Origin of the sequence: Pseudomonas synxantha BG33R (assembly GCF_000263715.2) — a bacterium.
GTDB lineage: Bacteria > Pseudomonadota > Gammaproteobacteria > Pseudomonadales > Pseudomonadaceae > Aquipseudomonas > Aquipseudomonas synxantha_A.
In genome coordinates this window covers 5,149,927-5,176,517 of record NZ_CM001514.1, presented here as the reverse complement: position 1 = coordinate 5,176,517, position 26,591 = coordinate 5,149,927, and the positions used below count along the sequence as shown (strand labels likewise).

Sequence of the window (26,591 nt, the reverse complement as noted above, 5' to 3'; positions counted from 1 at the left end):
GATGTTTGGTAAATTAAGTTGGGACGCGGTCCCATTCCACGAGCCGATCGTGATGGTGACCATCGCCATGATCGCGCTGGGTGGTCTGGCACTGGTTGCGGGTATTACGTACTTCAAGAAGTGGTCCTACCTGTGGACCGAGTGGCTGACCTCGGTCGACCACAAGAAAATCGGCGTCATGTACGTCATCGTTGCCATGGTCATGCTGCTGCGTGGTTTTGCCGACGCCATCATGATGCGTACCCAGTTGGCCATGGCCACCGAGGGTTCGCCTGGCTACCTGCCACCTGAACACTATGACCAGATCTTCACCGCCCACGGTGTGATCATGATCATCTTCATGGCGATGCCATTCTTCACCGGCTTGATGAACCTTGCCTTGCCGCTGCAGATTGGTGCGCGTGACGTTGCCTACCCGTTCCTGAACTCCCTGAGCTTCTGGCTGCTGGTTTCCGGCGTGGTGCTGATCAACGTTTCCCTGGGCGTCGGCGAATTCGCCAAGACCGGTTGGGTTGCGTATCCGCCATTGTCGGGCTTGCAATACAGTCCGGGCGTGGGTGTGGACTACTACATCTGGGCCCTACAGTTATCAGGACTCGGGACGACATTGACGGGGGTCAACTTCCTGGCCACCGTCCTGAAAATGCGCGCCCCTGGCATGAAACTGATGGACATGCCGATCTTCACCTGGACCTGCACCTGGGCAAACGTGCTGATCGTGGCTTCGTTCCCGATCCTGGCCGCTACCATGGCGCTGCTGTCGCTTGACCGTTACCTGGATTTCCACATTTTCACCAATGAACTTGGTGGCAATCCAATGATGTACGTGAACCTGTTCTGGGCATGGGGTCACCCTGAGGTGTACATCCTGATCCTGCCAGCGTTCGGTATCTTCTCCGAAGTGATCTCGACCTTTACCGGCAAGCGCCTGTTCGGTCACCACTCGATGGTCTACGCATCGGGCGCGATCTCCGTACTGGGCTTCATGGTGTGGCTGCACCACTTCTTCACCATGGGCTCGGGGGCCAGCGTCAACGCCTTCTTCGGCCTGGCGACGATGCTGATTTCCATCCCGACGGGGGTGAAGCTATTCAACTGGCTGTTCACCATCTACCACGGGCGTCTGCGCATGACCAGCCAGGTCCTGTGGACCCTGGGCTTCATGGTGACCTTCGCCATTGGCGGCATGACCGGCGTACTGCTGGCCATCCCGGGTGCTGACTTCGTACTGCACAACAGCCTGTTCGTGATCGCGCACTTCCACAACGTGATCATCGGTGGTGCGGTATTCGGCTACATCGCTGGTTTCAGCTTCTACTTCCCGAAAGCGTTCGGCTTCAAGCTGCACGAAGGCTGGGGCAAGGCTGCATTCTGGTTCTGGATCTCGGGCTTCTTCGTCGCGTTCATGCCGCTCTATGCACTGGGCTTCATGGGCATGACCCGTCGTCTGAACGCCACCACCAACCCTGAGTGGGTACCGTACCTGTACGTTGCCATGTTCGGTGCGGTGATGATCGCTGTGGGCATCGCCTGCCAGCTGATCCAGCTGTACGTCAGTGTGCGTGATCGCAAGAAGAACATGTGCGAGTCCGGCGATCCATGGAACGGCCACACCCTGGAATGGTCGACCTCGTCGCCACCACCGTTCTACAACTTCGCTGTGATCCCGACTGCGAACACCATTGATGCGTTCACCGAAGCCAAGGAAGACGGTACTGCGTACCAGAAGCCCAAGCACTACGAGCCGATCCACATGCCAAACAACACCGCCACTGGCGTGGTGATGGGTGCGCTGTTGACCGTGTTCGGTTTCGCGATGATCTGGCACATCTGGTGGCTGGCAATCGCGAGCCTGGTGGGCACTATCGGTTACTTCATCATTCACGCTGCCCGTGATGATCAAGGCTACATGGTGCCGGTCGAAACGATCGAACGCATCGAAGCCGAGCAGCACGCTCGCCTGGTAGCCGAGAAGAAGATTCCGGCCAACCGTGTAGAAACCTCGTTGGAACAGGCTTAAACCATGTCGAACTTAGTGACCAATGCTGGACACGCCCATGTCGATGACCATGGGCACGATGACCATCACCACGACTCGGGGCCAATAACCGTCTACGGTTTCTGGCTCTACCTGATGACCGACTGCATCTTGTTTGCGTCGATCTTCGCGGTGTACGCGGTACTGGTAAACAACGTAGCGGGTGGCCCGTCGGGCCACGACATCTTCGAACTGCCTTACGTGCTCGGCGAAACCGCCTTGCTGTTGTTCAGTTCGATCACCTACGGCTTCGCCATGTTGGCCTTCTACAAAGGCAACAAGAAGGGCGTGCTGACCTGGCTGGGCCTGACCTTCCTGTTCGGCCTGGGCTTTATCGGCATGGAGATCAACGAGTTCCACCTGCTGATCTCCGAAGGCTACGGTCCTAGCCGTTCCGGTTTCCTGTCGGCGTTCTTCACGCTGGTCGGCACCCACGGTCTGCACGTAACCGCAGGTTTGCTGTGGATGGCGGTGATGATCTATCAGGTCAACAAACACGGCCTGACCAACACCAACAAGACCCGCCTGAGCTGCCTGAGCCTGTTCTGGCACTTCCTGGACGTGGTCTGGATCTGCGTATTCACCGTCGTTTACTTGATGGGGACTCTGTAATGGCTAATGCACACTCCCATGACAGCCACGATTCGAGCCACGGCAGCGTAAAGTCTTACGCCATCGGCTTCATCCTGTCGGTCATCCTGACCCTGATCCCGTTCGGCCTGGTGATGTACCCAACCTTGCCGAAGTCGATCACCTTGATGATCGTCCTGGCGTTCGCGGTGATTCAGGTCCTGGTGCATCTGGTGTACTTCCTGCACCTGGATCGCTCCAAAGAGCAGCGCGAGAACGTGATCGCGTTTGTGTTCGCAGGCCTGGTGATCGTTCTGCTGGTTGGTCTGTCGCTGTGGATCATGTTCAGCATCCACACCTACATGATGGCGAAGTGAGGTAAGACCCGATGTCGCTTAAGCACTTTATCCAAATCACCAAACCGGGGATCATTTTCGGTAACGTGCTTTCTGTGGCGGGCGGTTTCTTCCTGGCCTCCAAGGGACATGTCGATCTGGCCATCTTCCTGGCGGCGATGATCGGTACGTCCCTGGTGGTTGCTTCCGGATGCGTGTTCAACAACTGCATCGACCGTGACATCGACATCAAGATGGAGCGCACCAAGAATCGAGTGCTGGTCCAGGGGCTTATTTCCCTGAAGCTGGCGCTGATCTTCGCGACCATCCTGGGTGTTGCGGGTGTAGTGTTGTTGTACAAGGTGGCCAACCCGTTGGCGGCGCTGTTTGCCGTGATCGGTTTTGTCATCTATGTCGGCCTCTACAGCCTGTACCTCAAGCGCAAGTCGGTTCACGGCACGCTGGTGGGCAGCCTGTCGGGGGCGATGCCGCCGGTGATTGGTTATGTGGCTGTAACCAATAGCTTCGACATGGCCGCGCTGGTGCTGCTGGTGATGTTCAGCCTGTGGCAGATGCCGCATTCCTACGCCATCGCGATTTTCCGCTTCAATGACTACCTGGCTGCGTCGATTCCGGTATTGCCGGTCAAGCGCGGTATCCAGGTGGCCAAGAAACACATCCTGCTCTACATCCTGGCCTTCCTCGTGGCGACCTTGATGTTGACCTTCAGTGGCTACGCCGGCATGAGCTACCTCGCCGTAGCCGCCGCCATGGGCATGTACTGGTTGTACATGGCCTGGACCGGTTACAAGGCGGTGGACGACACCGTCTGGGCGCGCAAGCTCTTTGTGTTCTCGATCTTCACCATCACCGCGCTCAGCGTGATGATGTCCCTGGATTTCCAGGTACCCAAAGAGCTGTTGCTGACCTACGCGCACTGAGTGGTCTTGCAGTAAGAAAGCCCCGCCTTCGAAAGACGCGCGGGGTTTTTTATTGAGCGCTGCGCTAAACCGGATACGCTGCGTTATCGTTGACGTTTTTCGTGAGCGCGCTCGCTCCTACACCCCAATTCTACAAATGCAGGAAGCAATGCAATGAGTAAAAAAGCCGTGATGGTCTTCAGTGGCGGGCAGGACTCGACCACCTGCCTGATCCAGGCATTGAAGCAGTATGACGAAGTGCACTGCATCACCTTCGATTATGGTCAGCGCCATGTGGCGGAAATCGAAGTGGCCCGCAAGTTGGCCAAGCAATTGGGCGCCACCGTGCACAAAGTGATGGATGTGTCGCTGCTCAATGAGCTGGCGATCAGCAGCCTCACCCGTGACAACATTCCGGTACCGACCGTTAACAGCTCAGGCGAAAGCCTGCCGAGCACTTTCGTGCCGGGCCGCAATATTCTGTTCTTGACCCTGGCTGCGATCTACGCCTACCAGGTCAAGGCCGAGGCCGTGATTACCGGTGTGTGCGAAACCGACTTCTCGGGCTACCCCGATTGCCGTGACGAGTTCGTCAAGGCATTGAACCAGGCCCTCAAGCTGGGCATGGAATACGACGTGCGCCTCGACACCCCGTTGATGTGGCTGAACAAGGCCGAAACCTGGGCCCTGGCCGATTACCACAACCAACTGGAACTGGTGCGCGAGCAGACGCTGACCTGCTACAACGGCGTCATTGGCACCGGCTGCGGCAACTGCGATGCGTGCAACCTGCGTGCCCGGGGCTTGAATGACTACCTGCAAAACAAAGCGGATGTCATGCAGAGCCTCAAGCACAAGTTGCAACTGAAGTAACCCTCGTAGGAGCGAGCTTGCTCGCTCCTACGAGATTATTGATAGCGCTTGAACAGCGAACGTGCCCCGTAGGCAGGCAGAATATTGAAGAACGCAAAACCGACTTTGATCGCGATCTGCACATAGATCATGCTCAGGATATCGCTGGTCTGCATGGCGCCGTAGAAGGCAATAAAGCAGAACAGAAAACTGTCGATGATCACTGCAAAGAAGGTGCTGAAGAAAATCCGCAGGTACAGGTACCTGGAGTTGGTCAGCTCTTTGATCTTGCACAGCAGATAGGAATTTATATTCTCCGAGACCAGGAACGACACCGAAGAGGCAACCAGCACCGACGACACCTGCAGGATCACGTCGTTATACGGCCCATCGAGTTTCCAGCCCGGCAGCCCCGGCAGGAACGTTGAGCCATACAACAGGATGATGATCATCGCATTGCTGGCAAACGCAAACATAATGGCTCGCCGGGCCAGGCGCAGGCCGAAGTTCTCGTTCAGCAGATCCACAATCAGGAAGGTCAGCGGGTACAAAAAAGTGCCCGGCGTCACAATGATGCCCATGGATTCCAGGTAGATCGGTTTGGTCGCGGCGATGCTGGTGAAGATGTAAAACGTGAACAGCAACAGGTTCAGGATGATGTAGATCATCCAAGAGTTTTCATTGCGGTCGTTAATGTCGTAGGCGGTGAGTGCTCCTGCTTGTGAATAGAACTTCTTGTAGAGGTTCTTGATTTCCAGCTTGTTGAAGTTGTCCATCATTTCGCTGTTGAGCACCTCACTGAGCTTGATTTTCACGACCTTGCCCGTGGCGATCACCATGATCACCGCCAGGCGCTTGTCATTTTCAAAGCCCAGCAACTTGTATTTGCTGTTTTCCACGGCGCCTTCAAAGGTTGTCATTGAAGCGCTCCTCGAGAATATCGCCGATGACGCACAAGCGGTCTGAGTTGCCGCAGGGTTCAAGGGTGATGAACAGCTTCTTGGTGGCGCGGTCGTACACCAGCTTTTCTTTATCGTCGCTCGATGCGCCTTTCTGCACGATCAGCAAGTCCCCCGGCTCATTGATGCCGGGAATCGCATGCTCCAGGCGAACGCCGATCAAGTTGCAGGAGTTGCCGAAGTAGTAAGTCAGTGGGTAAAGCGTGGCCAGCTCGCCGATGCGCTTGCCCAGGTTCTGCATCAGCAGGCTTTCCTTGAGCACAGGCACTGCCGCCGGGTTCTTGTTGCCCAGGGGGGAAACATTGCTTTCGATGACTTCCTTGGCTTCAAAGTTGACGGTCTCGATTTCTTCGTACGAAACGCCGAAGAAATCAGAGATCTTGCGAATGGTCGACTGTTGCACTTTGACGACCTTGCCTTCCAGGATGTTGTAGATGGTCGTCCTGGTCACGCCGGCGGCATTGCTTAACGAAAGCTGGGTTTCGCCACGACTTTTGATCAAGTACTTGATATTGCTCTTCAAGTGCTCGGTTTTTTCTCGTCTGTGTATCAAGTGCTCACCACTTCCATTTAGTCATCAGTCCATACCCGGCAGAACGTCTAGTTCCAGGCCAGCGGCAGCGCAAGTGTTGCATGGGCTCGCGTTGACAATAAAGTACTGAGTGCAGGGATACGTCCCGCCGCTAAATCAGGCAACTGCTTTCTCGTCATACCGTTATATCCGACCTGTGCGAATCCCTCGCACTTCGACAAGGAGTAGTCACCATGGTCAGCTTCAGCCGCAGGTCCCTTCTCGCTCTTGGGGCGGCGTTACCTGTACTTGGCCAGCTGGATTGGGCGGTTGCCAGCCCGGTGCCGGCTCAACCCGACAAGGTACGGCTCAACTACAACGAAAGCCCCTACGGCCCTTCAGACGCCGCCCGTGAGGCGATGCAGCGAGCGATTGCAGCGTCTGGGCGCTATCCCTACCCGGACATGTACGCCTTGGCCGCGCAGTTTGCCCACCAGCAGGGGGTTGCCGAAGAAAACGTCGCGGTGTTTGCCGGCTCGATGGCGGCCCTGCGTTTTGCGGTGCTGGCGTTTACCAGCCAAACTCGCGGCCTGGTCATGGCGACACCGTCCTATGAACTTGTGCGTCAGGCGGCCGAGTCGATCAAGGCGCCGGTGCATGAAGTGAACCTCGACGCCGGTCATGCCCATGATGTACCGGCCATGCTCGCGGCAGACCCACAGGCCGGCATGTTGTACCTGTGCAACCCCAACAACCCCACCGGCACCCTGACCCCTACCGAGGCCATCCGCCAAGCCCTGGCGAACAAACCCAAAGGCAGCGTGCTAGTGGTGGACGAGGCGTATATCGACTTCTGCGATGCAACCAGCTGTGTGAGTTGGGTCAACGACCACGACGATCTGTTGGTGCTGCGTACGTTCTCGAAAATCTACGGCATGGCCGGAGCGCGTCTGGGGCTGGCAATCGGTCATCCGGCGCTGCTGGAGCGGCTGGCGGTGTTCGGCGGTGACAACGTCCCGGCCGCTGCCAGCCTATTGGGCGCACGTGCCAGCCTGGAGGACGCCGCGTTGGTGGGCCAACGCAAAGCGCTCAATGCCAGGTTGCGTGATGAGACAGTCGCCTGGCTCAAAGGCCGGGGCTTTAGCTGCACGGCTTCCCAGAGCAATTGCTTCATGATCGATGTAAAGCAACCCGCTGAGCAGGTGGTTGAGCGGCTGGCCGCACAGAATGTGCTGGTGGGGCGCGTATGGCAGAACTGGCCGCAATGGGTGCGGGTGACAGTGGGCAACCAGCAGGAGATGGAACGCTTTCGCGAGGTGTTTGCCGCGCAGATCGCGCACGTAGGCTGAAACACTACAAACAAGTGGGGGCTAGCGCCTCCACTTGTTTAGTCCAGCGGTGTTGCCTGTAACGCGTTACTGCTGGGCAATGCTGTAGCCGGCAAACGCTGTCTGCTGCTGCAGCGCAGTAATCACACTTTTGCGGCTCAACGGCTGCTCATTACCGGCGTTATCCACGAAGCTTTCCACTTCCAGTTCGGCCTCGTCGCCTTCACCGACGAAGTTGAACCCCAGGAACTCGAATGCTTCGCGGTCCACGCTGAGCCTGGAGCGCGGTGTGCGCAGCGGCAGGGTGACGCTGATGCCATCCTTGCTGATCACAAACACCTCGGCTTCTTTCTTGGCACGTGCTGTCTTGCCCTTGCCGGCACTTGGGTTGCTGATGGCCTGATGCGACTGGTTCAGCACCTTGAGGGCCAGGCCATAGACCAGTTCCTGAAACTGGGGATCGTCCTTGAAGCTGGACAGGATGCGGCTGATCGAGAACTTGCTGCTCAGGTCTTCGAGGGCGGCGTTATCGGCGGCTTCGGCGTCCTTCAATTGTTTGAGCTGGCCCATCAGGTCGTAGGCTTTGTCATCGTCGAAGGCGTCATGGGCCTGGCGGATGGCGATGCGCAACTCGCGGATCTGGTCGCTTTCCTTGGAGGTATGAAACGCGTCCAGCACCATCTCGCTGATGATCTTGGCCGCTGGCACATGCTGTGAAAGATTGATGGCGTTTTCGTATTCGGCTTTGGCATGCAAGGCGGTTACGGATTCTTCGGCGGATTCTGCGGTGTAGGAATCAGGCATTAAAATTTCACTGCGTAGTAAACGGGGAGACAAAAACGTCGGGCATTTTCGGCGGGGTGGGGGATCAGGTCAAGACAGGTTCGGGCAGGTGACGCTATTGATCCAGTTGCGCGAAGCACGCCTGGAGAATATCCAGGCCTTCCTCCAGCACCCAAGGCTCGATGGTCAACGGTGCCAGCAAGCGCACAATGTGCCGCGACTTGCCGCTGGGCATCAGCAGCAAGCCGGCGTCTCGCGCCAGGCCCAGCAACTGAGTGAGTTGCCTGGAGGCCGGAGTGCCATCGACATTCACCAGTTCAATACCACGCATGGCGCCGACGCCGGTGAGGCGGCCCAGGTAGGGCGACAGTTGTTGTGAGCGCCAGCTTTCATGGCGTCTGACAATGGCCGCCTCCTGCTGTGCCCCCCAAGCTTGCAGGTGTTCATCGGTCATCGCCTCAAGGGTAGCCAGCGCCGCCGCGCAGGCGATGGGGTTGCCGGAGTAGGTGCCGCCGAGGCCGCCCTTGGGCAGGTTGTCCATCAGCGCCTTGCGCCCCACCACAGCACCCAACGGCACGCCGCCAGCGATGCTTTTGCCGAGCAGCAACAGATCCGGTTCGATGCCCAGGCGCGAAAAGGCAAAGCGCTGCCCCGTGCGACCAAAGCCGGACTGGACCTCATCGACAATCAGCAGGATGTTGTGCTCGTCGCAAAAGCGCCGCAGGGCTTGGGCGAACTCGATATCAAGGGCGAGGAAACCGGCTTCGCCCTGCACCGGCTCGATGATGAAACAGGCCACATCGTTTACGTCGATTTCCACGCTGAACAGACGGTCCATCGCCTTCAGCGCTTCGGCGCATGTCACGCCGTTATCGGCACTGGGGTACGGCAGGTGATACACCGGGCCAGGCAGTACGCCGACCTTCTGCTTGTAGGGCGCCACCTTGCCATTGAGGTTGAGGGTCGCCAGGGTTCGGCCGTGGAAGGCTCCATCAAAGGCGATCACCGCCGTTCGCCCGGTGGCGCCGCGGACGATCTTCAACGCATTTTCCGCCGCTTCCGCGCCACTGTTGGTGAGCATGCCGCTGACCGGGTAGTGCACCGGGATAAACGCCGTCAGGCGTTGCATCAACTCGATGTAGGGCGTATGCGGTGCGGCGTTGAATGCGTAGTGGGTAAGCCTGGTTGCTTGCTCGCGAATCGCCGCCACTACGCCCGGATGGCAATGGCCCAGGTTGAGTACGCCGATACCGCCGACAAAATCGATGTAGCGTTTGCCCGCGGTGTCCCACACCTCAGCGTTTTTACCGTGGCTGAGGCTGATGGGATGGACGATGGAAATCGATTGGCTGATGCTGGCGTGGCTCATGAATCGCTTACTCGACAAGGCTGGGCGTGGTTTATCTAAGCCGCGCACCGGGCCTTGTCGCAAACGAAATAAAGTCGCCGGGTCATTCCAAATCGGAAGGAGCGCTTATCTGCATTAATCCGACACCCCATCTTTGCCCGCCGCCTTGGACCGATATAGCGCTCGATCAGCCCTCGCCACCAGCGCGGCAGGGGACTCACCCATGCGCCGCTCTACAATCCCCAGGCTCAGGGTGACGTTGAGCTCGTTGACGATAGGTGACTGTTTGATTGCACGGCGAATCCTTTCGGCCAATTCCTTCGCCGTGTCCAGGTTGCTTGCAGGCAGCACCACCATGAACTCATCGCCGCCCCAGCGAGCCAGCAGGTCAGTTGTGCGTACGCAGCTTTCCAGACGCTCCGCCACCCCTATCAGCGTCTGATCACCGACGCCGTGACCGTATCGGTCATTGACCGGCTTGAAGTCATCGATGTCCATCGCCACCAGCGCCAGGGGCACACGAAAGCGCTCGGCGCGGTCGCATTCTTCCAGCAGGCATTTTTCCAGGCGATAACGGTTGGCGATGCGCGTCAGCGCGTCGCGCTCGGCCAGGGAACGATTTTCGTCCAGCTGTATCTGCAATTGTTGATTGACCCGCGACAGCTCAAGGGTACGTTCTGCCACCAGTGCTTCAAGGGATTGGTTGCGTTTTTGCAGGCGTTCAATGGAGCATTTACGCGTATGAATGTCGCGGTGCGCGCCCACCATGCGCGCCACTGAGCCGTCGGGGTTGCGTGCAATAATGTAGCCACGATCCTCGATCCACAGATAAGTGCCGTCTTCTTTCCGGCAGCGGTATTCGGCGCGGTAAAGGGGCGAGCGTTGACTGATGTAGTCATCAAACAACGCCATCACGCGCGGGTAATCCTCGCTATGGATCACGCTTTCCCAGGTGAACACGTTGTTTTCCAGCGAGTCTCGGGAATAACCGAGCATTTCGTACCAGCCGGGGTTGCGGTAGACGTAGCCAGTCTTGGCGTTCCAGTCCCAGATCCCGTCACTGACCAGTTCCATGATGGCGTGCAGCAGGTCGGCGTGGAGTTCGGAAAAGTCATTGCGTAGTGGCTCGTTGCCGGGTGTATCGTCCATCAGCGCGCTCCCTGCAAGGGCTGGCTTCTAGGGCCAGTTATTATTGTTGACGCCGATACTCCGTGGCTGGCGCTACTCTACCTCGCGGCTTGCACGGTTTGAATAGGGCGGATGTGCTGCTTTCGGATAGTGGCGTTTGGCTATGATTCGGGCACCAGCATCTTTGTGCGAGGCTTTCCATCCGCGTTGTGTTGGTAAATCTCATCCGGCTGGCCCTGTTCATTGAAAAACACCTGGCCAATTCCCGCGCTATTCCACAGCCGCTCACCCGCCTCGGCATGCTCCGGAATATACGGGACTACCTGCATGGTGCGGCGGCGGGTAAACCAGTTGAGCGGCGAGCGTGGGGAATACAGCCAGCGGTTGAGACGGTCGAACCATTCCAGCAAGCGCGGTGGGAACTCATTCTTGATGCCGCTGCTGGTGATTTGCCAGATCCTCGGGCCGCCGTTGCGATGACGGATCAGCACCTGGTAGACGAACGAGTAATGCACATCGCCGGAGAGGATCACGTAGTTACCGGGCGTGCGCGAGTGGCGGAAGATGTTCAGGATCACTTGGGCGGCGCCGCGATGAGCCATCCAGTTTTCGGCGTCCACCAGCAGTGGGAAGCCGCACCAACTGAAGACCTTTTGCACCGTTTCGATCAGCTTGACGCCAAAGATCGGCGCAGGCGAGACGATAATGGCCGACGGATGGTCGAGCAGCTCCTGTTGCAGTTCGCTCAAGGCTTCCCAGTCCAGCAGGCCGGAAGGTTGCTTGAGGGTAAATTCGCTGCGCCAGCGCCGAGTACGGGTATCGAGTACCACCAGGGCAGGGGTGGTGGGCAAAACGTAATGCCATTGCTGGAATTTCAGCAGCGCCTCCAGCAGATCATCCTGGGCGGCAGCCTCCAGATGATTGCCCTGCGCCTGGCCAGTCAGTGCCTGGGTCTGGCTCAGCAGCTCGTCGAACACTTGGGGCTGGTTGCCCCAGCCCTGGCATAACAGGTACGCCAGCAAGGCATTGCCGATGATGCGTTTGGAGAAGGGATGGCCGTAGGCGGTTTGCTCCCACTGAGCGCTGAGGTTCCAATCGTCAGTGATGTCATGATCATCGAAGATCATCAGCGTCGACAGGTGGGCGAACACTCGGGCTACCCCCGGCAGGCCGGTGCGGAATTGATCGATCTGGACCTGTTCGCGGGCATAACGCAGTTGTTCTTGCGCGCTCAGTTGCGGCGGTTGTGGTGTGATCAGCGTCCACGGGGTGGGCGACCAGACCAGCAGGTACATCGCGATGACTTCGGCGAAGGTCACCAGGTGATTGTCAGCGGTGCTGCTGGTGAAGATCGGCTTCTTCACGCCGCCGAAAAAGCGTTCGCGCAGGGTCTCGTTACTGTCCAGCGCCGGAAGCAGGTCGGCTCGGTGGTAATAGCTGGCGCGATGCCCATAGAGGCTGACGCTGTCGTCCACCACGGCGCCCTCCAGTAACTCGTCGAACAGGCCCAGGCGCGCGATCAGCGCATGGATGGCCCGCAGCATGGGCCCGGCGACATCGTCGGCGTAGACCTGGTCGCCGCTCATCATCAGCAAGGCGGGGCGTTCGAGCGGGGTGCGGGCCTCCGCCAACAGGCGATCGACACATAACAAGCCTTCGTCAGCACGGTGATGGGGTTTACGGCAGGAGCCATGCACCAAGTGGTTGATGCGGCTATGCAGCACGAAGCTCGGCGTTGTGGCGTCGGCATACAGCAAGTGCGGCGCCCATTGTGCAATACCAATTCCGTCGACGATCAGGTCGTAACCGATGACCTCGTCCTGAGGCAGAGCGTCGCTCAGCTCTACGTCGATCAAGTGGATAACGGCATGGCGCCCGACGGGCACGATTTGGCAGTGCGTTGCATCGAGCGGGATATTCAGCGCCTCGCCCTGGGGTAATTGCAGCCTCAAGCACAGTGGCAGGGCACGACTGCCCACCAACCAGATAACCAGGCGCTGCGGTTCAAGGCGCCTTAGCAGGGGACCTGCGATGACAGCAGGCAGGATGTCGGGTTGATGCATGAAAAATGCAGCTCATACCAAATGGGACTGGAGAGGATAACGCAGAGGATGTGAGTGTTTTGTTAACGCAAGTGCAGCGCGGTGCGCTGCACTTGTTGCCGGTGACCCGTAACGGTTTAAAGCAGTTTGCCTCCTCCGAGAGAGGTCATACCCGAATCTTTGGGTTTTGGTTGCGTGTCCTGCCCCTGTGGGGGGCCGTCAAGCGGCGAAGAAGTTGGCGCGGGATTGGCTGGAGGCTGGTTATCTTTTAAGCCTTGCTGGACGTTATAGCTGAAGCTGTGAAACGAATTGCCGATGAACATGGTAAAACCCCTTACTCAATTGGAGGACTGTTGTCGCATCAATACTCCCTTTGAGTGCGCACTGATTGAGTGGAGTTGGCCGGGTTTTTCGTTCCCGGCCATAGGTAACCATATGTTTGGCTAGTAGGAATTTGGTGTGTCTCAAGCAGGCTTAGGCACCGTAAACCTGAATTCACTGCCGCGCCCCAATTCACTGTCGGCTTCGATCCGACCACCATGGGCCTGGACAATCCCCTGGGTGATATACAGCCCCAGCCCGCTGCCGGTGGGATTGTTCTCGGACTGGGTCCAATAGCGGTCGAACACATGGGGCAAATGATCCGGCGCAATGCCTTCACCGGAATCGCGTACCGAAAACACGATCTCTTCGCCGTTGCTCATGGCGCTGATACCGATGTTGCCCTGGCGGGGGGTGAATTTGATGGCGTTGCCGATCAGGTTCGACAGCACTTGGAACAAGCGCTCCGGGTCGGCGCTGATCTGCAGGCCAGGCTCGGCGTTGAACGACAGGTCGATACCTTTTTCCGAGGCCAGTGGCGACAGCAGCGAGTATGCCTCTTCAAATATCTGGCTGACGTCCAGCGCAACCGGCTTGACCACATAGCGTCCGGCTTCGATTTTCGAGGTGTCGAGCAAGTCCTCCAGCAGCACATTCATGCGCCCGGCGGCCTGTTGCATGGTGTCGATGGCCGAGGAAATCCGCCGTGAGGTGTGTGGGCCGTCGGAGCTGAAGGCTTTCTGCATCATGCCGCAGAGCATGGAAATGACTGTCATCGGGTTGCGCAGGTCGTGGGAAACCACTGCGACCAACTCGTCTCGGGCACGCACCGCTTGTTGTTCGCGCAGCACCTGGCGGGCCAGATCATTTTCCAGGGCCGAGCGGCGCAGGTCATTGGCGGCAAACAGGTCGCCGTGGCTCCACTTGGTGGAAATGCCGGCCATTTCCACTTTCCAGATTTCAAACGACGTGCGTGGGCGAAGGCGTAGGCCAGTGTCAGAGCTTTCCAGATTTAACGGCTTGCTCGGGTCACCGCTCCAATTGATGTTCTCTTTGACTTCCGGGCGAAACCACAACACACCGTTATCCACAGGCTTGGGCAGGCTCATGGCGAGTACACCACTGGCCACCGCCTGATACTCGGCGGCCGGTGGGTACACCGAAGCCAGGTTGTGGTTGGAAAATACCGGCTGGCCCAGCGTTTGCAGCCACTTGTGCAGCGCCCGGATTTGCGCTGGTTCCGGGCAGTTGCCGTAACGGTGCAACTGCTTGTCTTCGATGATCGCCACACCGCCCGACAAGGTCAGGTCCATCAGTTTTTTACCGTGGTGGGCCAGGCTGTCGAACACGTTGTCGTCGCTGGCTTTCATCGCCCGATCGAGCAACGCCAGGGTTTCGACTTTCTCCTCTCGCTGGCGGCTTAACTCCAAGGCTTCCATGGCACTGATCTGCAACGACAGCACCTGACCGATGGTTTGGCAGGTCATACGCAGATCGTTCGGCACCAGCAGCGGCTCGCGGTTGCCGCAGCTGATCAGGCCCCAGAGTTTGTCGCCCTTCATCAGCGAAATACTCATGGACGACAACACGCCCATGTTCTGCATGTATTGGCAGTGAATCGGCGACACGCTGCGCAGGGTAGCGAAGCTCAGGTCCAGCGGTTGGCCGGTGTCCGGGCGCAATTTTGGCAATAGCGGTACGGGTTCGTAGGACGCATTCGGGATGATCCGAAGCCAGTTGGTGCGATACAGCTCACGGGCTTGTTCGGGGATGTCGGACGCGGGGAAGAACAGGCCGTTGAATAACTCCATGGCCGGCGCCGAGGCTTCAGCGATTACCTGGCCATGGCCTTCGTCTTCGAAGCGATAGATCAGCACTCGGTCATAACCGGTCATGGCCTGGATTTCATCCACGCTGATGGCGTACAGCGCTTGCAGAGTCTTGGCTGATTGCAGGCGTTGCAACATTTTGCTCAGGTTGCTGGTGAGACCATTGCTTACCTGGGGTTTGAAATCCGTGAGCAGGGGTTCGAACTCCAACACCAGCACGTTCTGATGACGATGCAACAAACCTTCGAACTGAGCACCGTTGAGCGTGACATGCAGGGGTGGGGCGTCGATAAAGGTATTGTGCTCGGCCATCGACTGCACCACTTGGGCGTGTTCACTGCCGATCAACGTATGCAACGGTTGATTCAACAGGGCCTCGGGCGCGTGGCCGAACAAGGTGCCGACGTTGGCACTGACCTGGATGATGTTCAGCTCAGGCTCCGACAGCGTCAGCAACACGCCATGAGGCTGGATTGCCCCGGGGAAGCGGATGGGCTCGTCGGCACAGTTGGCAAGCAGCTCTTCAAAATCTTCGGGTTTCATAGCAGTACCTCCTGGCGTTCGAGCCATTGCTCAAAGCCGCTGAAAGTGGACCGGGCAGCCATCACTGCGCGCGCTCGAGCGCTCGCATCCAGTGGCTGATGAGCCAGGTAGTCGAGAAAGTCTTTCCAGCGCCGGCCGGTCTCGGCACCGTAGACATCGAGAAACGCACCGCCGTTGTCGGCTTCGATCGCCAGGCGTGACGCCATTTCCCGGCGTAATACCTGGCCACCGAGCGTTGCGCCTTCCAGTACATACAGGGCGCCGAGGCAAGCGGCAGGCGTGTCCAGCGCGGGGAGTTGGGTGCAGCGGGGAAGGGCAGCGAGGGTGTGACTATCCAGGCCCAGGGCGCGCAGATCGTTGACCAGCGTCGGCGTTTTCACACGTGATGCAATGTCAATTCCATCTGGAATCAGGCCGCCGTTGTACAGCGCCGCCTCCATGGGTTGATAAAAACCGTAGTACGCCTGCAGCAATCGCCGATACCACTGGGCATCCAGGCGTTCGGAAAAAAACGGCAAGCGCTTTTCCAACGCGACATGCAACAGGCTGGTGCCCGTGCGCAACGATTCCAGCAAGGATGGCGCACCAACGTCATGGGCCTGTGAGTGCATTCAATGAGCTCGAACTGTGGGCCTGTCGGCCAGGAATGACGCATGAAAATGGGCGACAATTCTACACAACTCGTTGTCGTCAGCTGAGCGCAAGAAGCGAAAAGGCTGACCAGTAGATCAGAAAAGTCGCTCCCTGTATTCCAAATGACCCCACGGCACGCCACGAGTTCGGTCCGGATGATATCGCGACGCTATCAATGCATGGGCGGTCCCTGCTGGGTCAATGCCGTTTGCACGCACTCAAGCAAGTGATCGGTGCTCCATGGTTTAGGCAGAAACCGCACCGAGCTGCCCAATTGAGTGGCGATCTTCGTATTGCCGGAAGTCAGCACCACCTGCACCTCAGGCCAGCGATGAGCCACTACGCGGCTCAAGTCGTAGCCATTGAGCAGGCCGGGCATTTGAATATCACTGACAATCAAGTCCACAGGGTCGTCGCCCCGCTCCAGATAAATCATCCCTTCATCCGCCGAAGGGAATGAAGTCACCACCGCACCGAAATCCTCCAGCACATCCACCATTAACGCCCGAATGATCTCGTCGTCTTCCAATACTAAAATCGATGGCTGAACCATGATCCTTACTCCACCATCAGGGGTTCAGTAAGGTGGAGTGGGGGTTGGGTATATAGGTTCGATTGGATGTTTTTTAAACGATGGGTGGTCATTCGGCTGGTTCCAGTATGTGGTCTTGGCCCACGCCGTCAGCACGATAATCCTTTAAGGTAAGCGCCACTGCGACGTCCAAGGAATGCCATGTTTAAGCGTAATCCCCTCGTGCCAGAACTCATCGTTACCCACCTCGGTGTCAGCCTGGCATTCTGGGTTGACCAGTTGGGTTTCGGCATCGCCTATCAGCGCGCTGAAGAAGGCTTTGCCTACCTCGACCTGCACGGTGCGCAAATCATGCTGGAACAATACGCGCCGCACGCCGGGCAGTGGTTGACCGCGCCCTTGCAGCAGCCTTTCGGGCGTGGCATCAACTTGCAAATCGACGTGCCTGCCGTAGCGCCTATCTTGCGGCGCCTGTCGGAGATCGGCCGCCCGTTGTTCCGTAACGTCGAGGATGCCTGGTACCGCGCGGGCGACGTAGAGGCCGGGCAGCGCCAGTTCATCGTGCAAGACCCGGACGGTTATCTGGTGCGCCTGGTGGAACGGCTGGGGGAGCGGCCGTTCAAGCAGGCATAATTGACGGCAATAACCCCTAGGGAGCCCCTGATGAAGTACGTGTTATTGACCTTCGCCCTCACCGTTGTCGCCGCACCCGCGTTTGCAGCTGGCGACGCCGAAGCGGGCGGCAAACTCTTCACCAAGACCTGCGGCGGCTGCCACAGCATCGGTGAAGGTGCGCGCGGCGGTTTTGGGCCGCAGCTGAACGGCATTCTCGGCCGACCTGCCGGTACGACCCCGGACTATCAGTATTCGGATGCGATGAAGAATTCGGGAGTGGTCTGGACGCGGGACAAACTGGCGGCCTACATCGAAGACCCGAAATCGGTGGTAAGTGGGACGCGGATGATTTTCTGGGGAATCAGTGATTCGCAGAAGATCGAAAATATCCTGGCGTACTTAGATACATTCCAGCCCAAGTGAGCCAACGCGATCAAAGTGTGGGAGGGGGCTTGCTCCCGATGGCGGCCTCATTTTTGAAAAGCGTGTACGGAACGGGCACATGGTGGACGGGTGTGCCTAAGATCAAGAGCGGCTCGCGTTGCATCGTGGTGACGGTCGGCTACCACTAAGTTGTGTCGGTACCTATGTCGCGATAGCGGTGAGTCAGTCAATGAAGTTGGGGCTGACACTCCGCTATCGGGAGCAAGCGTCCTCCCACTTTGAACTGGGTTGGGAGTAACGGACCGATGTCTGGCATACGTCTGCCGAGAACTACAGCTAAGCCGGGCTTCTTGCGTAGAAGCAGGCATCAATAGACCCTAATTACTAGTGTGAGCTGCGAAAACCATACCGTTAAAGGTGTGAGCGCAGCAGTCACACAATGGCTTCATCTGCTACGACTCAGTCTGAACTCTGTGAATGTTTGTTATTCGTTTGAAACTTCGTAATCAAATGCGATGAAGTAATCACTTTCTGAAAGAGAAATCTCATGAGAAAAGTATGGCTGTATCATGGATAACCACTCCGTGCGCAGTTCAAACATGCCGTTATTTACGTCTCGGGCAGTCGATAGCCCAAGACTGGATATCACGGTGTAGTCATCCCCCAAGTCCGCCGAGTTTACTGTTCCGCATAGCCTTTCTGTGGCTCTGTTAAACCATTCCAACCTTACTTTTAGTCCCATGTTGCCCTCACAGATATTTTTTGATGTTTCGTTTCTTGTTTGGCCCTTTTAGCTGCGCGCCGGTTATGTGGTTGTACGCACCTACGTGGCTTCCATCACTTGCTAGATAGACTTCTAGCTCCCCATGTTGGGAATCCCATTCATAGACTTTCCGGCCTTTTTCCTCAATCCAGCGCTCTCTCAGTCCGGCACCTCCCTGTCTGGGAGTCATGGGCTTTGCTTTTATCAGGTTTGCAAAGCCAGTTATGTGTTCAGTGTTAGGCGCTTTGTGGTACTTGTGATCCCCAGCCTTGACACTTACTACCACATACAGTGGTCGAACCCCGGACTCCACTGGGAACACCAGAATGAAATCCCGATACTGCGGCGGGTAAATCGGATTCACCAGAATCTGCGCGGCTGTCTCCGTTGGCGGATAGATCCAAATCACCGGCGCTTGCGGCGCAGCCTCCAGTGCTGGAATACCTAGTGTGTCACCCGGATCAACGGCGGGCGTCCAAATCAGCTCCGCCCCCTCGTCCAACACCGCCACAAACTGACCGCCTCGGTTTTGAAACTGCACCACATCAATCATCTGCCAATCAGTATTGTTGCCGGTGTAAAAGCCGTAGCCTTCGAGCGTGCCGTCATCGCGTTGCTCGATATGCAACCGCATCTGCGAACGCGCCCGTTGTAACGAACGCAGTTGCTCCGCGCTGTAGAGTGCGCTATCACCCAGTTGCGACGGCCAGGCCAGCGCTACCAACCCTGTCAACAGACCACCTGCGACGCCCCCGGCGATTGTGGCAGTCGACTCAAAAAGCGCCGAACGCAATGACAGCTGCCCCAAACCAGCGGGCAGTGCACTGCCGCCGATCTTGCGCAAGGCAACCGCGCCTCGGGTGTCCACTTCGCGTCCCCCCAACAGGCTTAAATGACCGTACTCCTTGATCAGCTCCAACGGAACGTACCCAGAGGGTTTGAAGTAATGGGTGAAGCCGTCAGGCAGTTGGCAGGGCTTGATGAAGACGCAGCCGGGAGGTTTGGCTGGCGCGGGTGTCGGGGCAGGCGATGGCTCGGAAAAATCAATAGGCGGCGAATACGGCACACGCGATGGCTGCGGAGTCAGGATTCGTCGTTTGGTTAACTCTTCTTCGGTCGGTGGATAAAAGCGTTCTGACATGAATAGCTCATTTCCCTGTGCGAAGTGTGAGCCTAAGAGCAGGTATCAGAAGCGGCTATCGTCTTTATTCGCTAGCCTGTGTAGGAAAGGTGGATTGATTTTCGACAAACAAGACAAACCTCCCACCCTCGTACTCCCTACGTCTGCATTGCGTCTGCTGGTCGATATTTTGTGAGAATTGACCCTCGGTAATGCCGTCAAGGTTGTTCCGGTTCATGCTGAATTGACCTCTCAGGAAGCTGCTGACCTGCTTAACGTCTCGTGCCCAAGGCTCAGGCCAGCAGGTGCTTTGATATCAGCCGCGAAATCTCCACAATCGAGGTTTTCCCAGTGAACTCGAACTTCACCTTCCCCAGCGACGAAAAGTAAATCTCCAGCTCCGAATCCAGATCAAACGTCCCTGACGTTTCCACTGAATACGCCACGATGTTTTTGTACGGCAGCGAAGTGAAATCCTTCTTGCTGCCGGTAATCCCCTGCACGTTCACTGCGATGATGCGCTTGGTGGTGAAGACCACGCCGTCGCGCATGGCCTTGTACGCGTCGACCACTTCTTCGCCGTCCAGCAGCAGGGCCGATACGCGTTCGGCGTATTCGTTGTTTTGTTTGAGCTTGAAGAAGCCTTTGTTGTTGAAGTCGATCATGTGCTTGTCCTGGTTGAAGGGTGCCGCTGGTGTATGGCGTTTTGCTCGCGGATCTGTATCTAACGGCCGAGCCTGCAAGGCTCTAGCATGGCGCGTAACACTACAGTGCTGGCGAAGGATTTTACGCCGGCAGCATAAAAATCCAGGAGTTAAACAATGCCCGATATGTCCAGCTTGCTTGCCTATGGCCTGATTTCACTCGGCATGGTGCTCACGCCCGGGCCGAATATGATTTACCTGATTTCCCGCTCGATCTGCCAGGGGCGCACCGCAGGGCTGATCTCACTTGGCGGGGTGGCGCTGGGCTTTTTGATCTATATGGTGTGCGCGGCGCTGGGTATCACCGCGCTGGTGATGGCGGTGCCGCTTGCCTACGACGTGCTGCGGTTCGGCGGGGCGCTGTATCTGGTGTACCTGGCGTGGCAGGCGGTCAAGCCGGGCGGGCGTTCACCGTTTCAGGTGCGGGACTTGCCCAAGGACAGCCCGCGCAAGTTGTTCACCATGGGCGTGGTGACCAACCTGCTCAATCCCAAGGTGGCGGTGATGTATCTGTCGCTGCTGCCCCAGTTCATCGAACCGAACGGCCATGGCAGCGTGCTGTTGCAATCGTTGGTGTTGGGCTCTCTGCAGATTTTCATCAGCGTCAGCGTCAATGCGGTGATTGCTTGTATGGCCGGCTCCATCGCGGTGTTCTTCGTGACTCGGCCGGGGTGGCAGGTGGTGCAGCGCTGGGTGATGGGGTCAGTGTTGATGGGGTTGGCAGTACGGATGGCGGTGGAAGGGCGCAAATAAGGCTGCTTTCAGCGTGCCATGACGTTGACAATCACATGCAGGATGAATGCAGGTCCATAGCAGGGGCGCCCGTGTTCATCTTCGATACGCCATATCGAAGTGACCGTGCAGGTCTCTTTCGGCGCTCCAAACTCTACGGTGATATGCACCGGTTGGCCGGGCAGGGTTTCGGCAATCGGTACCTCGTTGTTAAGGCTGCGCAGGTGGCTGTCCATCACCACTTCCAGGGGCTCGCCTGTAGCCGTGCGACGGGCGATGACGTATTCACCGTCTACTCGAACCAATCGTCGACCGCGCCAGGGGCGGGTACCGACGTTCTGGATCTCCCAGGTTTTCTGAAACGTTTCGCCAGGCAGCACGACGGTTTGGTCGGGCGTGGTGACGTCGGCGTTAAACACCACAATGTCGCCAAGATCATGCAGGCCGATGGCTCGGTTGGTGGTTGCCATTGAATGGGTATCGACCGGTGCGCCTGCCAAATCGGCGAAGTAGCGGAACAGCAATAGCGGGGACACCTGCAGCGCCTTGGCCAGTTTGATCAGGGTGCGTACCGAGGGATCCTGTGAAATGCCACCCGCTAATCCGTAAAGATAGGTACGCGAAATACCGGCTTCCTTGGCCAGGGTTGTCATGGATTTGCCCAGTTCCCGGCTGCGTCTTACGACCAGTGCTCGGAGTGTGTCGCGGGTTTTGATGCTCATATCCGTACGTTGATCCCCGTCCTTGAAAAATCATCATCTTGTTCGCCAAAAAGGACAACTTGCTCGCCGTTGCGTGTAGTGAGCCCTGCACACTCGCAACCTGCTAGCGCCGTTGTGAAGGACATGGATCAGTCCCTTTCTGTTTGGCTATATCCAGTGTCGCGGTTTCTCGCATGCTTGCGAACCTAGTGTGTGTTGCATTCCTTTACAACTATCTTTGGGTATAGCTATGTCTCGATTAAAAGCATGCTGCGAATCCATAGCCCGATCAGGCTTTGGCATTCTGCAAATTCCTGATGCGATGTTGCAGGACTACAGAAAGATCATCGATGGGTATTCGGCCATTCCCCAGGCCATCAAGGATGAATTTTCCTTTGCCCAGGACACGGATGGGTTTTTCCCTTTTGGCGCCGAGTACTCCCTTGCCGAGGATCACCCTGACCTGTGCGAGCGGTTTTGTTACTGGCCCGCGCACGCTTCAAAAAGAACCGCTTTCGAATTTACCCGAAGTACTTTCGTTGACGCAGTCGGCAGTTTTGAACGACAGATGAGCGAGTTGGCCCAGGGGGTGATGGATGGCATTTGCGAGGAATTTGGCGTGGCACCCTTGGCCCCCTTTCGCGCGGCATCGTATATCCAGTTGTGTGTCTACGGTCCACAGGCCAAAGACCATTCTCGTAGATTTGCTCAAGATCCTCATGAAGACGGGCATATGCTTTCGTTTATCAAGCCTACCCGCGAAGGGCTGGTCTTGATGAAGGGACGATCGTTGGAACCTGTACGCCTTCTGGAGAACGAGGTCGCGGTGCTGGCGGGCTCCTTGCTGACAGAGCTCTCCGATCATGCCGTGCCTGCCGCCTACCATGCTGTACTTGCACCCAGCAAACCGGTCGCCAGAAGCTCATTGATTTACTTTGCAAACCCCAATCCGGATCAGTTGCTGACGACCTTTTACCGCCAGAAACCCCTTGACCTGGGCAGCACGGTGAATGCTCGTCATACCGGTTTCGGTAATCAGCCGATTCAACTGCGCTAAATAGTCCTGGAGGGCTCGAACAGTCCATGTTTCCTCACTTCAATGCCCTTTACATCGAAGGTTTGCTCTTGGGTATCGGACTGTTCGCCGCCCCAGGCCCGAAAGACACCCTGGTGATCCGCCAAGGTGTCGGTCGCGGGCCGATCTGGGGCGTTGTCGCCATTTGCGTATTGGCCGATATTTTCCTGATCGCTTTCGGGGTCACGGGTTTAGGGTCGTTACTGGGAAGTCGGCCTGAGGTGATGGCGCTATTGCTGTTGTCCGGCGCGGCCTATCTGCTGTGGTTTGGTGGCCAGCGTCTGTTGGCTTGCATCCGGGATCAGTCCATGCCGGATGCTCAAGGCGGCAACTCGCAAAGAGGGCTGTTGCGCTCGGCGGTCATACTCGGCTTTGCCAACCCTTATGCATGGCTGGATACCGTGGTGCTGATTGGTTCTATCGGTGCCACGAAACCTGCGGGTCAACAGGCACTGTTCGCGACAGGCGCCATGACGGCATCACTCGTGTGGTTTGTGGTGTTGGCGCTGTGCTGTCAGCGGCTGACAGTATTGTTTCGCAAGCCAGCGGTCTGGCGTTGGCTGGATGCAGGGGTGGCGGTATTGATGGTGTACCTGGCCGTTATGCTGATCACCGATTCATTGCACATCTTTCAGATAGCCCTTTAGAACGGTCAGCGGGCAGATCAACTCATCAAGGCGAGAGATGTTTTGCACAGGGGTGGACAGCTTTAGCAATTCACGCCCGAGCACGCTGTCCGCTCCACCCAATGCAATCAACGCCTGGGTGATGCACTCATCGAGCTTAAACTGGATCTCAGCCAAGTTTCCCTGGCGCACCAACAACCCAAACACTTCACGCTCATAGCCATCCATTGCAGGATCATCGCGCAGCAGCGGGCTGCCGTCCTCGGTTTCATGCGCCAGCTTCAGGGCGAACAGCGCAACCGCTTCAAGCATCAATTCCATGGTCCCGCTACCTCCACTGCCACGCCCGGCACTTTTTCACAGGCGAAAAAAAAGACCTTGAATTTCAAGGTCTTTCTTTAAGATGGTGCCCCGAGGGAGACTCGAACTCCCACTCCTTTCGAAAACGGATTTTGAATCCGCCGCGTCTACCAATTCCGCCATCAGGGCTCAATGGCGGCGAAGTATAGAGATGAGATTACCGTTGGTCAATCACGTTTCATGGTCTATTTTCACTATTTCCGCTAGACTTCCCGGCCCTGCTAGACGAACCCCATCATGCGCGTTGCTGACTTTACTTTTGAGCTCCCTGATTCGCTGATCGCTCGCCACCCTTTGGCCGAGCGTCGCGCCAGTCGACTGTTGACCCTGGACGGGGTCAGCGGTGCCCTCGCACACCGTCAATTCACTGATTTGCTTGAGCATTTGCGCCCGGGCGATTTGATGGTTTTCAACAACACCCGGGTAATTCCGGCGCGGCTGTTTGGCCAGAAAGCTTCCGGCGGCAAGCTGGAAATCCTGGTGGAGCGGGTGCTGGACAGCCATCGTGTGCTGGCCCATGTGCGCTCCAGCAAGTCGCCCAAACCGGGTTCGAGGATCCTCATTGATGGCGGTGGCGAAGCCGAGATGGTGGCGCGCCACGATGCCTTGTTCGAGCTCAAGTTTGCCGAAGAAGTGCTGCCATTGCTGGATCGCGTCGGCCATATGCCGTTGCCTCCTTATATAGACCGCCCCGACGAAGACGCGGACCGCGAGCGCTATCAAACGGTGTACTCACAGCGCCTCGGCGCTGTAGCGGCGCCGACTGCCGGGCTGCATTTCGACCAGCCGCTGCTGGATGCGATTGCCGCCAAGGGCGTCGAGACGGCCTATGTGACGCTGCACGTGGGGGCCGGTACGTTTCAGCCGGTGCGTGTGGAGAACATCGAAGACCACCACATGCACAGCGAATGGCTGGAGGTCAGCCAGGACGTCGTGGACGCGGTCAATGCGTGCAAGGCGCGCGGCGGGCGAGTAGTGGCCGTGGGCACCACCAGCGTACGATCACTTGAAAGTGCGGCGCGTGATGGCGTGCTCAAGCCGTTCAGTGGTGACACTGATATCTTTATTTTCCCGGGCCGGCCATTCCATGTGGTCGATTGCCTGGTCACCAATTTCCATTTGCCCGAATCCACGCTGTTGATGCTGGTGTCGGCATTTGCCGGTTACCCGCAAACCATGGCTGCTTACCAGGCCGCCATTGCCAACGAGTACCGTTTTTTCAGCTACGGTGATGCGATGTTTATCACCCGTAACCCGGCGCCACGCGGCCCAGAGGAACAACTATGAGTCGTATGTCGTTTGAATTGTTGGCCACCGACGGCAAAGCCCGTCGCGGTCGCCTGACCTTCCCGCGCGGCACCGTGGAGACCCCGGCGTTCATGCCGGTCGGCACCTACGGCACCGTCAAGGGCATGTTGCCGCGCGACATCGTCGCTACCGGTGCCGAGATTATCCTCGGCAACACCTTCCACCTGTGGCTGCGCCCGGGCACGGAAGTGATCAAAAAGCACGGCGATCTGCATGACTTCATGAAATGGCAAGGCCCGATCCTCACCGACTCCGGTGGTTTCCAGGTATTCAGCCTGGGCGCCATGCGCAAGATCAAGGAAGAGGGCGTAACCTTCGCCTCGCCGGTGGACGGTGCCAAGGTGTTCATGGGGCCGGAAGAGTCAATGCAGGTCCAGCGCGACCTGGGTTCCGACATCGTGATGATTTTCGACGAGTGCACGCCTTACCCGGCTGACGAAGACGTGGCGCGCATCTCCATGGAGCTGTCCCTGCGTTGGGCCCAGCGCTCGAAGAATGCCCATGGCGACAACACCGCGGCGCTGTTCGGGATTGTCCAGGGCGGGATGCACGAAAGCCTGCGTAAACGCTCGCTGGAAGGCCTCGACAAGATCGGCTTCGACGGCCTGGCCATCGGCGGTTTGTCGGTGGGCGAGCCCAAGCACGAAATGATCAAGGTGCTCGACTACCTGCCGGGCCTGATGCCCGCTGACAAACCTCGTTACCTTATGGGCGTTGGCAAACCGGAAGATCTCGTAGAGGGTGTGCGCCGCGGTGTGGACATGTTCGATTGCGTGATGCCAACCCGTAATGCCCGCAATGGGCATCTGTTCATCGATACAGGCGTGCTCAAGATCCGTAACGCGTTCCATCGCCATGATGATTCGCCGCTGGATCCCACCTGTGACTGCTACACCTGCCAGAACTTCTCCCGTGCCTATCTGCATCATCTGGACAAGTGCGGGGAAATGCTGGGTAGCATGTTGAATACCATCCACAATTTGCGTCACTACCAAGTCCTGATGGCTGGTTTGCGCGAGGCTATTCAACAGGGTACATTGGCCGCCTTCGTCGATGCCTTCTATGCCAAGCGCGGGCTCCCTGTGCCGCCCTTGGACTGAGTTTTCCGACCCTAAGATTCACTATTTGCAACTGGAGTGCTAAATGAGCTTTTTTATCTCTAACGCCATGGCTGACGCCGCTGCGCCTGCTGCTGCCGGCCCTATGGGTGGTGGTTTCGAGTGGATTTTCCTGGTCGGCTTCCTGGTCATCTTCTACCTGATGATCTGGCGTCCACAGGCCAAGCGCGCCAAAGAGCAGAAAAACCTGCTGGGCAGCCTGCAAAAAGGCGACGAAGTCGTGACCACTGGCGGCATCGCCGGCAAGATTACCAAGGTTTCCGATGCTTTCGTGGTACTGGAAGTCTCCGACACCGTGGAAATGAAGTTCCAGAAGGGCGCCATCGCCGCCACGCTGCCTAAGGGCACGCTCAAAGCGATCTAAGTAACAACCTTTACCAATCGACGGGGCGCGCAAGGCGCCCCGCGTTATA

29 protein-coding genes, 1 tRNA gene and 1 pseudogene are annotated in these 26,591 nt (G+C 57.6%); 15 read left to right on the top strand and 16 right to left on the bottom strand.

Annotated features, from left to right (window positions below; genetic code table 11):
• Window position 1 precedes the first annotated feature (1 nt).
• From cyoB to queC, 5 genes are all read left to right on the top strand, one after another.
• Complete coding sequence (cyoB, locus tag PSEBG33_RS04960; RefSeq protein ID WP_005791254.1) at window positions 2-2,020, top strand: cytochrome o ubiquinol oxidase subunit I; 2,019 nt, start codon at window positions 2-4, stop codon at window positions 2,018-2,020.
• A gap of 3 nt (window positions 2,021-2,023) precedes the next feature.
• Complete coding sequence (locus tag PSEBG33_RS04965; protein WP_005791252.1) at window positions 2,024-2,650, top strand: cytochrome o ubiquinol oxidase subunit III; 627 nt, start codon at window positions 2,024-2,026, stop codon at window positions 2,648-2,650.
• Window positions 2,650-2,985: a cytochrome o ubiquinol oxidase subunit IV gene (gene cyoD, locus PSEBG33_RS04970; protein WP_003194051.1), complete on the top strand. Its 336-nt coding sequence runs from the start codon at window positions 2,650-2,652 to the stop codon at window positions 2,983-2,985. Before PSEBG33_RS04965 ends, cyoD begins: the two co-directional genes overlap by 1 nt.
• Window positions 2,986-2,996: 11 nt before the next feature.
• The gene (cyoE, locus tag PSEBG33_RS04975) at window positions 2,997-3,884 is read left to right on the top strand and encodes a heme o synthase (protein ID WP_005791249.1); all 888 of its coding nucleotides are present in this window, start codon (window positions 2,997-2,999) and stop codon (window positions 3,882-3,884) included.
• 153 nt (window positions 3,885-4,037) lie between these two features.
• The gene (gene queC / locus PSEBG33_RS04980; protein ID WP_005791247.1) at window positions 4,038-4,736 is read left to right on the top strand and encodes a 7-cyano-7-deazaguanine synthase QueC; all 699 of its coding nucleotides are present in this window, start codon (window positions 4,038-4,040) and stop codon (window positions 4,734-4,736) included.
• Window positions 4,737-4,771: 35 nt separating this feature from the next.
• Here the strand turns inward: queC and PSEBG33_RS04985 are convergent, their stop codons facing one another.
• Window positions 4,772-5,635 carry a queuosine precursor transporter gene (locus PSEBG33_RS04985; protein ID WP_005791245.1) on the bottom strand — a complete coding sequence of 288 codons (864 nt, stop codon included), beginning with the start codon at window positions 5,633-5,635 and terminating at the stop codon, window positions 4,772-4,774.
• Window positions 5,622-6,227, bottom strand: a complete 606-nt coding sequence (locus PSEBG33_RS04990; RefSeq protein WP_005791243.1) for a helix-turn-helix transcriptional regulator — start codon at window positions 6,225-6,227, stop codon at window positions 5,622-5,624. The genes PSEBG33_RS04985 and PSEBG33_RS04990 overlap by 14 nt, the downstream gene beginning before the upstream one ends.
• A 212-nt stretch (window positions 6,228-6,439) precedes the next feature.
• Here PSEBG33_RS04990 and PSEBG33_RS04995 point away from each other — a divergent pair, with 212 nt between their 5' ends.
• The gene (locus PSEBG33_RS04995) at window positions 6,440-7,534 is read left to right on the top strand and encodes a pyridoxal phosphate-dependent aminotransferase (protein WP_005791242.1); all 1,095 of its coding nucleotides are present in this window, start codon (window positions 6,440-6,442) and stop codon (window positions 7,532-7,534) included.
• Between the two features lie 66 nt (window positions 7,535-7,600).
• Here PSEBG33_RS04995 and PSEBG33_RS05000 read toward each other — a convergent pair whose 3' ends face one another.
• The 8 genes from PSEBG33_RS05000 to PSEBG33_RS05030 all read right to left on the bottom strand — a co-directional run bounded on the left by PSEBG33_RS05000 (window position 7,601) and on the right by PSEBG33_RS05030 (window position 16,693).
• On the bottom strand, window positions 7,601-8,317 hold the full coding sequence (locus PSEBG33_RS05000) for a hypothetical protein (protein WP_005791240.1): 717 nt from the start codon (window positions 8,315-8,317) through the stop codon (window positions 7,601-7,603).
• A 94-nt stretch (window positions 8,318-8,411) separates the two neighbouring features.
• Window positions 8,412-9,665, bottom strand: a complete 1,254-nt coding sequence (locus tag PSEBG33_RS05005) for an aspartate aminotransferase family protein (RefSeq protein WP_005791238.1) — start codon at window positions 9,663-9,665, stop codon at window positions 8,412-8,414.
• Window positions 9,666-9,779: 114 nt separating this feature from the next.
• The gene (locus PSEBG33_RS05010) at window positions 9,780-10,793 is read right to left on the bottom strand and encodes a diguanylate cyclase domain-containing protein (RefSeq protein WP_005791236.1); all 1,014 of its coding nucleotides are present in this window, start codon (window positions 10,791-10,793) and stop codon (window positions 9,780-9,782) included.
• 140 nt (window positions 10,794-10,933) lie between these two features.
• Window positions 10,934-12,835, bottom strand: a complete 1,902-nt coding sequence (locus tag PSEBG33_RS05015) for an alkaline phosphatase D family protein (protein WP_005791234.1) — start codon at window positions 12,833-12,835, stop codon at window positions 10,934-10,936.
• 116 nt (window positions 12,836-12,951) lie between these two features.
• On the bottom strand, window positions 12,952-13,137 hold the full coding sequence (locus tag PSEBG33_RS29420) for a hypothetical protein (RefSeq protein ID WP_157264179.1): 186 nt from the start codon (window positions 13,135-13,137) through the stop codon (window positions 12,952-12,954).
• Window positions 13,138-13,278: 141 nt separating this feature from the next.
• Window positions 13,279-15,507, bottom strand: coding sequence for an ATP-binding protein (locus tag PSEBG33_RS05020; RefSeq protein WP_005791232.1), 2,229 nt, complete (start codon window positions 15,505-15,507; stop codon window positions 13,279-13,281).
• The gene (locus PSEBG33_RS05025; protein WP_005791230.1) at window positions 15,504-16,118 is read right to left on the bottom strand and encodes a biliverdin-producing heme oxygenase; all 615 of its coding nucleotides are present in this window, start codon (window positions 16,116-16,118) and stop codon (window positions 15,504-15,506) included. Before PSEBG33_RS05025 ends, PSEBG33_RS05020 begins: the two co-directional genes overlap by 4 nt.
• A gap of 194 nt (window positions 16,119-16,312) precedes the next feature.
• Entirely contained in the window at window positions 16,313-16,693 is a 381-nt protein-coding gene (locus PSEBG33_RS05030) for a response regulator (protein ID WP_005791228.1), read from the bottom strand.
• A gap of 180 nt (window positions 16,694-16,873) precedes the next feature.
• Here PSEBG33_RS05030 and PSEBG33_RS05035 point away from each other — a divergent pair, with 180 nt between their 5' ends.
• Both PSEBG33_RS05035 and PSEBG33_RS05040 read left to right on the top strand, forming a co-directional pair.
• Window positions 16,874-17,305, top strand: coding sequence for a bleomycin resistance protein (locus PSEBG33_RS05035; protein WP_005791226.1), 432 nt, complete (start codon window positions 16,874-16,876; stop codon window positions 17,303-17,305).
• A 30-nt stretch (window positions 17,306-17,335) separates the two neighbouring features.
• Window positions 17,336-17,710, top strand: coding sequence for a c-type cytochrome (locus tag PSEBG33_RS05040; RefSeq protein WP_005791225.1), 375 nt, complete (start codon window positions 17,336-17,338; stop codon window positions 17,708-17,710).
• A gap of 445 nt (window positions 17,711-18,155) precedes the next feature.
• Here PSEBG33_RS05040 and PSEBG33_RS29025 read toward each other — a convergent pair whose 3' ends face one another.
• Window positions 18,156-18,413 (bottom strand): colicin E3-like toxin immunity protein, encoded by a 258-nt coding sequence (locus PSEBG33_RS29025; protein ID WP_005791222.1) that lies wholly within the window; start codon window positions 18,411-18,413, stop codon window positions 18,156-18,158.
• A gap of 7 nt (window positions 18,414-18,420) precedes the next feature.
• On the bottom strand, window positions 18,421-19,575 hold the full coding sequence (locus PSEBG33_RS05045; protein ID WP_005791220.1) for an S-type pyocin domain-containing protein: 1,155 nt from the start codon (window positions 19,573-19,575) through the stop codon (window positions 18,421-18,423).
• A gap of 133 nt (window positions 19,576-19,708) precedes the next feature.
• Between PSEBG33_RS05045 and PSEBG33_RS30190 the strand changes: the two are divergent.
• Window positions 19,709-19,849: pseudogene (locus PSEBG33_RS30190) on the top strand (DNA-binding protein); the annotation flags it as partial.
• On the opposite strand, the gene PSEBG33_RS05050 reads toward PSEBG33_RS30190, so the two are convergent.
• A complete protein-coding gene (locus tag PSEBG33_RS05050) occupies window positions 19,848-20,219 on the bottom strand; it encodes a PH domain-containing protein (RefSeq protein WP_005791218.1) in 372 nt (123 codons plus the stop codon). The pseudogene PSEBG33_RS30190 and the gene PSEBG33_RS05050 overlap by 2 nt on opposite strands.
• Window positions 20,220-20,375: 156 nt before the next feature.
• Here PSEBG33_RS05050 and PSEBG33_RS05055 point away from each other — a divergent pair, with 156 nt between their 5' ends.
• Window positions 20,376-21,011, top strand: a complete 636-nt coding sequence (locus PSEBG33_RS05055) for a LysE family translocator (RefSeq protein WP_005791216.1) — start codon at window positions 20,376-20,378, stop codon at window positions 21,009-21,011.
• Window positions 21,012-21,019: 8 nt separating this feature from the next.
• Here PSEBG33_RS05055 and PSEBG33_RS05060 read toward each other — a convergent pair whose 3' ends face one another.
• Complete coding sequence (locus PSEBG33_RS05060; protein WP_005791214.1) at window positions 21,020-21,712, bottom strand: NBR1-Ig-like domain-containing protein; 693 nt, start codon at window positions 21,710-21,712, stop codon at window positions 21,020-21,022.
• A gap of 229 nt (window positions 21,713-21,941) precedes the next feature.
• Here PSEBG33_RS05060 and PSEBG33_RS05065 point away from each other — a divergent pair, with 229 nt between their 5' ends.
• A complete protein-coding gene (locus PSEBG33_RS05065; RefSeq protein WP_005791210.1) occupies window positions 21,942-22,748 on the top strand; it encodes a 2OG-Fe(II) oxygenase family protein in 807 nt (268 codons plus the stop codon).
• Between the two features lie 26 nt (window positions 22,749-22,774).
• Window positions 22,775-23,413 carry a LysE/ArgO family amino acid transporter gene (locus tag PSEBG33_RS05070; protein ID WP_005791208.1) on the top strand — a complete coding sequence of 213 codons (639 nt, stop codon included), beginning with the start codon at window positions 22,775-22,777 and terminating at the stop codon, window positions 23,411-23,413.
• Here the strand turns inward: PSEBG33_RS05070 and PSEBG33_RS05075 are convergent.
• Both PSEBG33_RS05075 and PSEBG33_RS05080 read right to left on the bottom strand, forming a co-directional pair.
• Entirely contained in the window at window positions 23,384-23,713 is a 330-nt protein-coding gene (locus tag PSEBG33_RS05075) for a hypothetical protein (RefSeq protein ID WP_005791206.1), read from the bottom strand. The genes PSEBG33_RS05070 and PSEBG33_RS05075 overlap by 30 nt on opposite strands.
• Window positions 23,714-23,796: 83 nt before the next feature.
• Window positions 23,797-23,881 (bottom strand) — tRNA-Leu (locus PSEBG33_RS05080).
• A 108-nt stretch (window positions 23,882-23,989) separates the two neighbouring features.
• Between PSEBG33_RS05080 and queA the strand changes: the two genes are divergently transcribed.
• Genes queA through yajC form a run of 3 tightly spaced genes read left to right on the top strand, consistent with a single transcriptional unit; the run spans window position 23,990 to window position 26,542 of the window.
• Complete coding sequence (gene queA, locus PSEBG33_RS05085) at window positions 23,990-25,039, top strand: tRNA preQ1(34) S-adenosylmethionine ribosyltransferase-isomerase QueA (protein ID WP_005791205.1); 1,050 nt, start codon at window positions 23,990-23,992, stop codon at window positions 25,037-25,039.
• A gap of 5 nt (window positions 25,040-25,044) precedes the next feature.
• A complete protein-coding gene (gene tgt / locus PSEBG33_RS05090; protein ID WP_032803964.1) occupies window positions 25,045-26,160 on the top strand; it encodes a tRNA guanosine(34) transglycosylase Tgt in 1,116 nt (371 codons plus the stop codon).
• A 43-nt stretch (window positions 26,161-26,203) separates the two neighbouring features.
• On the top strand, window positions 26,204-26,542 hold the full coding sequence (gene yajC, locus PSEBG33_RS05095) for a preprotein translocase subunit YajC (RefSeq protein WP_003175975.1): 339 nt from the start codon (window positions 26,204-26,206) through the stop codon (window positions 26,540-26,542).
• The last annotated feature ends 49 nt before the right edge of the window (window positions 26,543-26,591 follow it).

Coding starts and splice junctions, on each gene's coding strand:
- PSEBG33_RS05000 (WP_005791240.1), bottom strand. CDS start 8,317: ATGCCTGATTCCTACACCGCAGAATCCGCCGAAGAATCCGTAACCGCC.
- PSEBG33_RS29025 (WP_005791222.1), bottom strand. CDS start 18,413: ATGGGACTAAAAGTAAGGTTGGAATGGTTTAACAGAGCCACAGAAAGG.
- PSEBG33_RS05055 (WP_005791216.1), top strand. CDS start 20,376: ATGCCCGATATGTCCAGCTTGCTTGCCTATGGCCTGATTTCACTCGGC.
- PSEBG33_RS05060 (WP_005791214.1), bottom strand. CDS start 21,712: ATGAGCATCAAAACCCGCGACACACTCCGAGCACTGGTCGTAAGACGC.
- PSEBG33_RS05065 (WP_005791210.1), top strand. CDS start 21,942: ATGTCTCGATTAAAAGCATGCTGCGAATCCATAGCCCGATCAGGCTTT.
- PSEBG33_RS05040 (WP_005791225.1), top strand. CDS start 17,336: ATGAAGTACGTGTTATTGACCTTCGCCCTCACCGTTGTCGCCGCACCC.
- PSEBG33_RS05050 (WP_005791218.1), bottom strand. CDS start 20,219: ATGATCGACTTCAACAACAAAGGCTTCTTCAAGCTCAAACAAAACAAC.
- PSEBG33_RS05005 (WP_005791238.1), bottom strand. CDS start 9,665: ATGAGCCACGCCAGCATCAGCCAATCGATTTCCATCGTCCATCCCATC.
- PSEBG33_RS04995 (WP_005791242.1), top strand. CDS start 6,440: ATGGTCAGCTTCAGCCGCAGGTCCCTTCTCGCTCTTGGGGCGGCGTTA.
- PSEBG33_RS29420 (WP_157264179.1), bottom strand. CDS start 13,137: ATGTTCATCGGCAATTCGTTTCACAGCTTCAGCTATAACGTCCAGCAA.
- cyoE (WP_005791249.1), top strand. CDS start 2,997: ATGTCGCTTAAGCACTTTATCCAAATCACCAAACCGGGGATCATTTTC.
- yajC (WP_003175975.1), top strand. CDS start 26,204: ATGAGCTTTTTTATCTCTAACGCCATGGCTGACGCCGCTGCGCCTGCT.
- PSEBG33_RS05020 (WP_005791232.1), bottom strand. CDS start 15,507: ATGAAACCCGAAGATTTTGAAGAGCTGCTTGCCAACTGTGCCGACGAG.
- tgt (WP_032803964.1), top strand. CDS start 25,045: ATGTCGTTTGAATTGTTGGCCACCGACGGCAAAGCCCGTCGCGGTCGC.
- cyoB (WP_005791254.1), top strand. CDS start 2: ATGTTTGGTAAATTAAGTTGGGACGCGGTCCCATTCCACGAGCCGATC.
- PSEBG33_RS05025 (WP_005791230.1), bottom strand. CDS start 16,118: ATGCACTCACAGGCCCATGACGTTGGTGCGCCATCCTTGCTGGAATCG.
- PSEBG33_RS05030 (WP_005791228.1), bottom strand. CDS start 16,693: ATGGTTCAGCCATCGATTTTAGTATTGGAAGACGACGAGATCATTCGG.
- PSEBG33_RS04965 (WP_005791252.1), top strand. CDS start 2,024: ATGTCGAACTTAGTGACCAATGCTGGACACGCCCATGTCGATGACCAT.
- PSEBG33_RS05070 (WP_005791208.1), top strand. CDS start 22,775: ATGTTTCCTCACTTCAATGCCCTTTACATCGAAGGTTTGCTCTTGGGT.
- PSEBG33_RS04985 (WP_005791245.1), bottom strand. CDS start 5,635: ATGACAACCTTTGAAGGCGCCGTGGAAAACAGCAAATACAAGTTGCTG.
- PSEBG33_RS05015 (WP_005791234.1), bottom strand. CDS start 12,835: ATGCATCAACCCGACATCCTGCCTGCTGTCATCGCAGGTCCCCTGCTA.
- queA (WP_005791205.1), top strand. CDS start 23,990: ATGCGCGTTGCTGACTTTACTTTTGAGCTCCCTGATTCGCTGATCGCT.
- cyoD (WP_003194051.1), top strand. CDS start 2,650: ATGGCTAATGCACACTCCCATGACAGCCACGATTCGAGCCACGGCAGC.
- PSEBG33_RS05075 (WP_005791206.1), bottom strand. CDS start 23,713: ATGGAATTGATGCTTGAAGCGGTTGCGCTGTTCGCCCTGAAGCTGGCG.
- queC (WP_005791247.1), top strand. CDS start 4,038: ATGAGTAAAAAAGCCGTGATGGTCTTCAGTGGCGGGCAGGACTCGACC.
- PSEBG33_RS05010 (WP_005791236.1), bottom strand. CDS start 10,793: ATGGACGATACACCCGGCAACGAGCCACTACGCAATGACTTTTCCGAA.
- PSEBG33_RS05045 (WP_005791220.1), bottom strand. CDS start 19,575: ATGTCAGAACGCTTTTATCCACCGACCGAAGAAGAGTTAACCAAACGA.
- PSEBG33_RS05035 (WP_005791226.1), top strand. CDS start 16,874: ATGTTTAAGCGTAATCCCCTCGTGCCAGAACTCATCGTTACCCACCTC.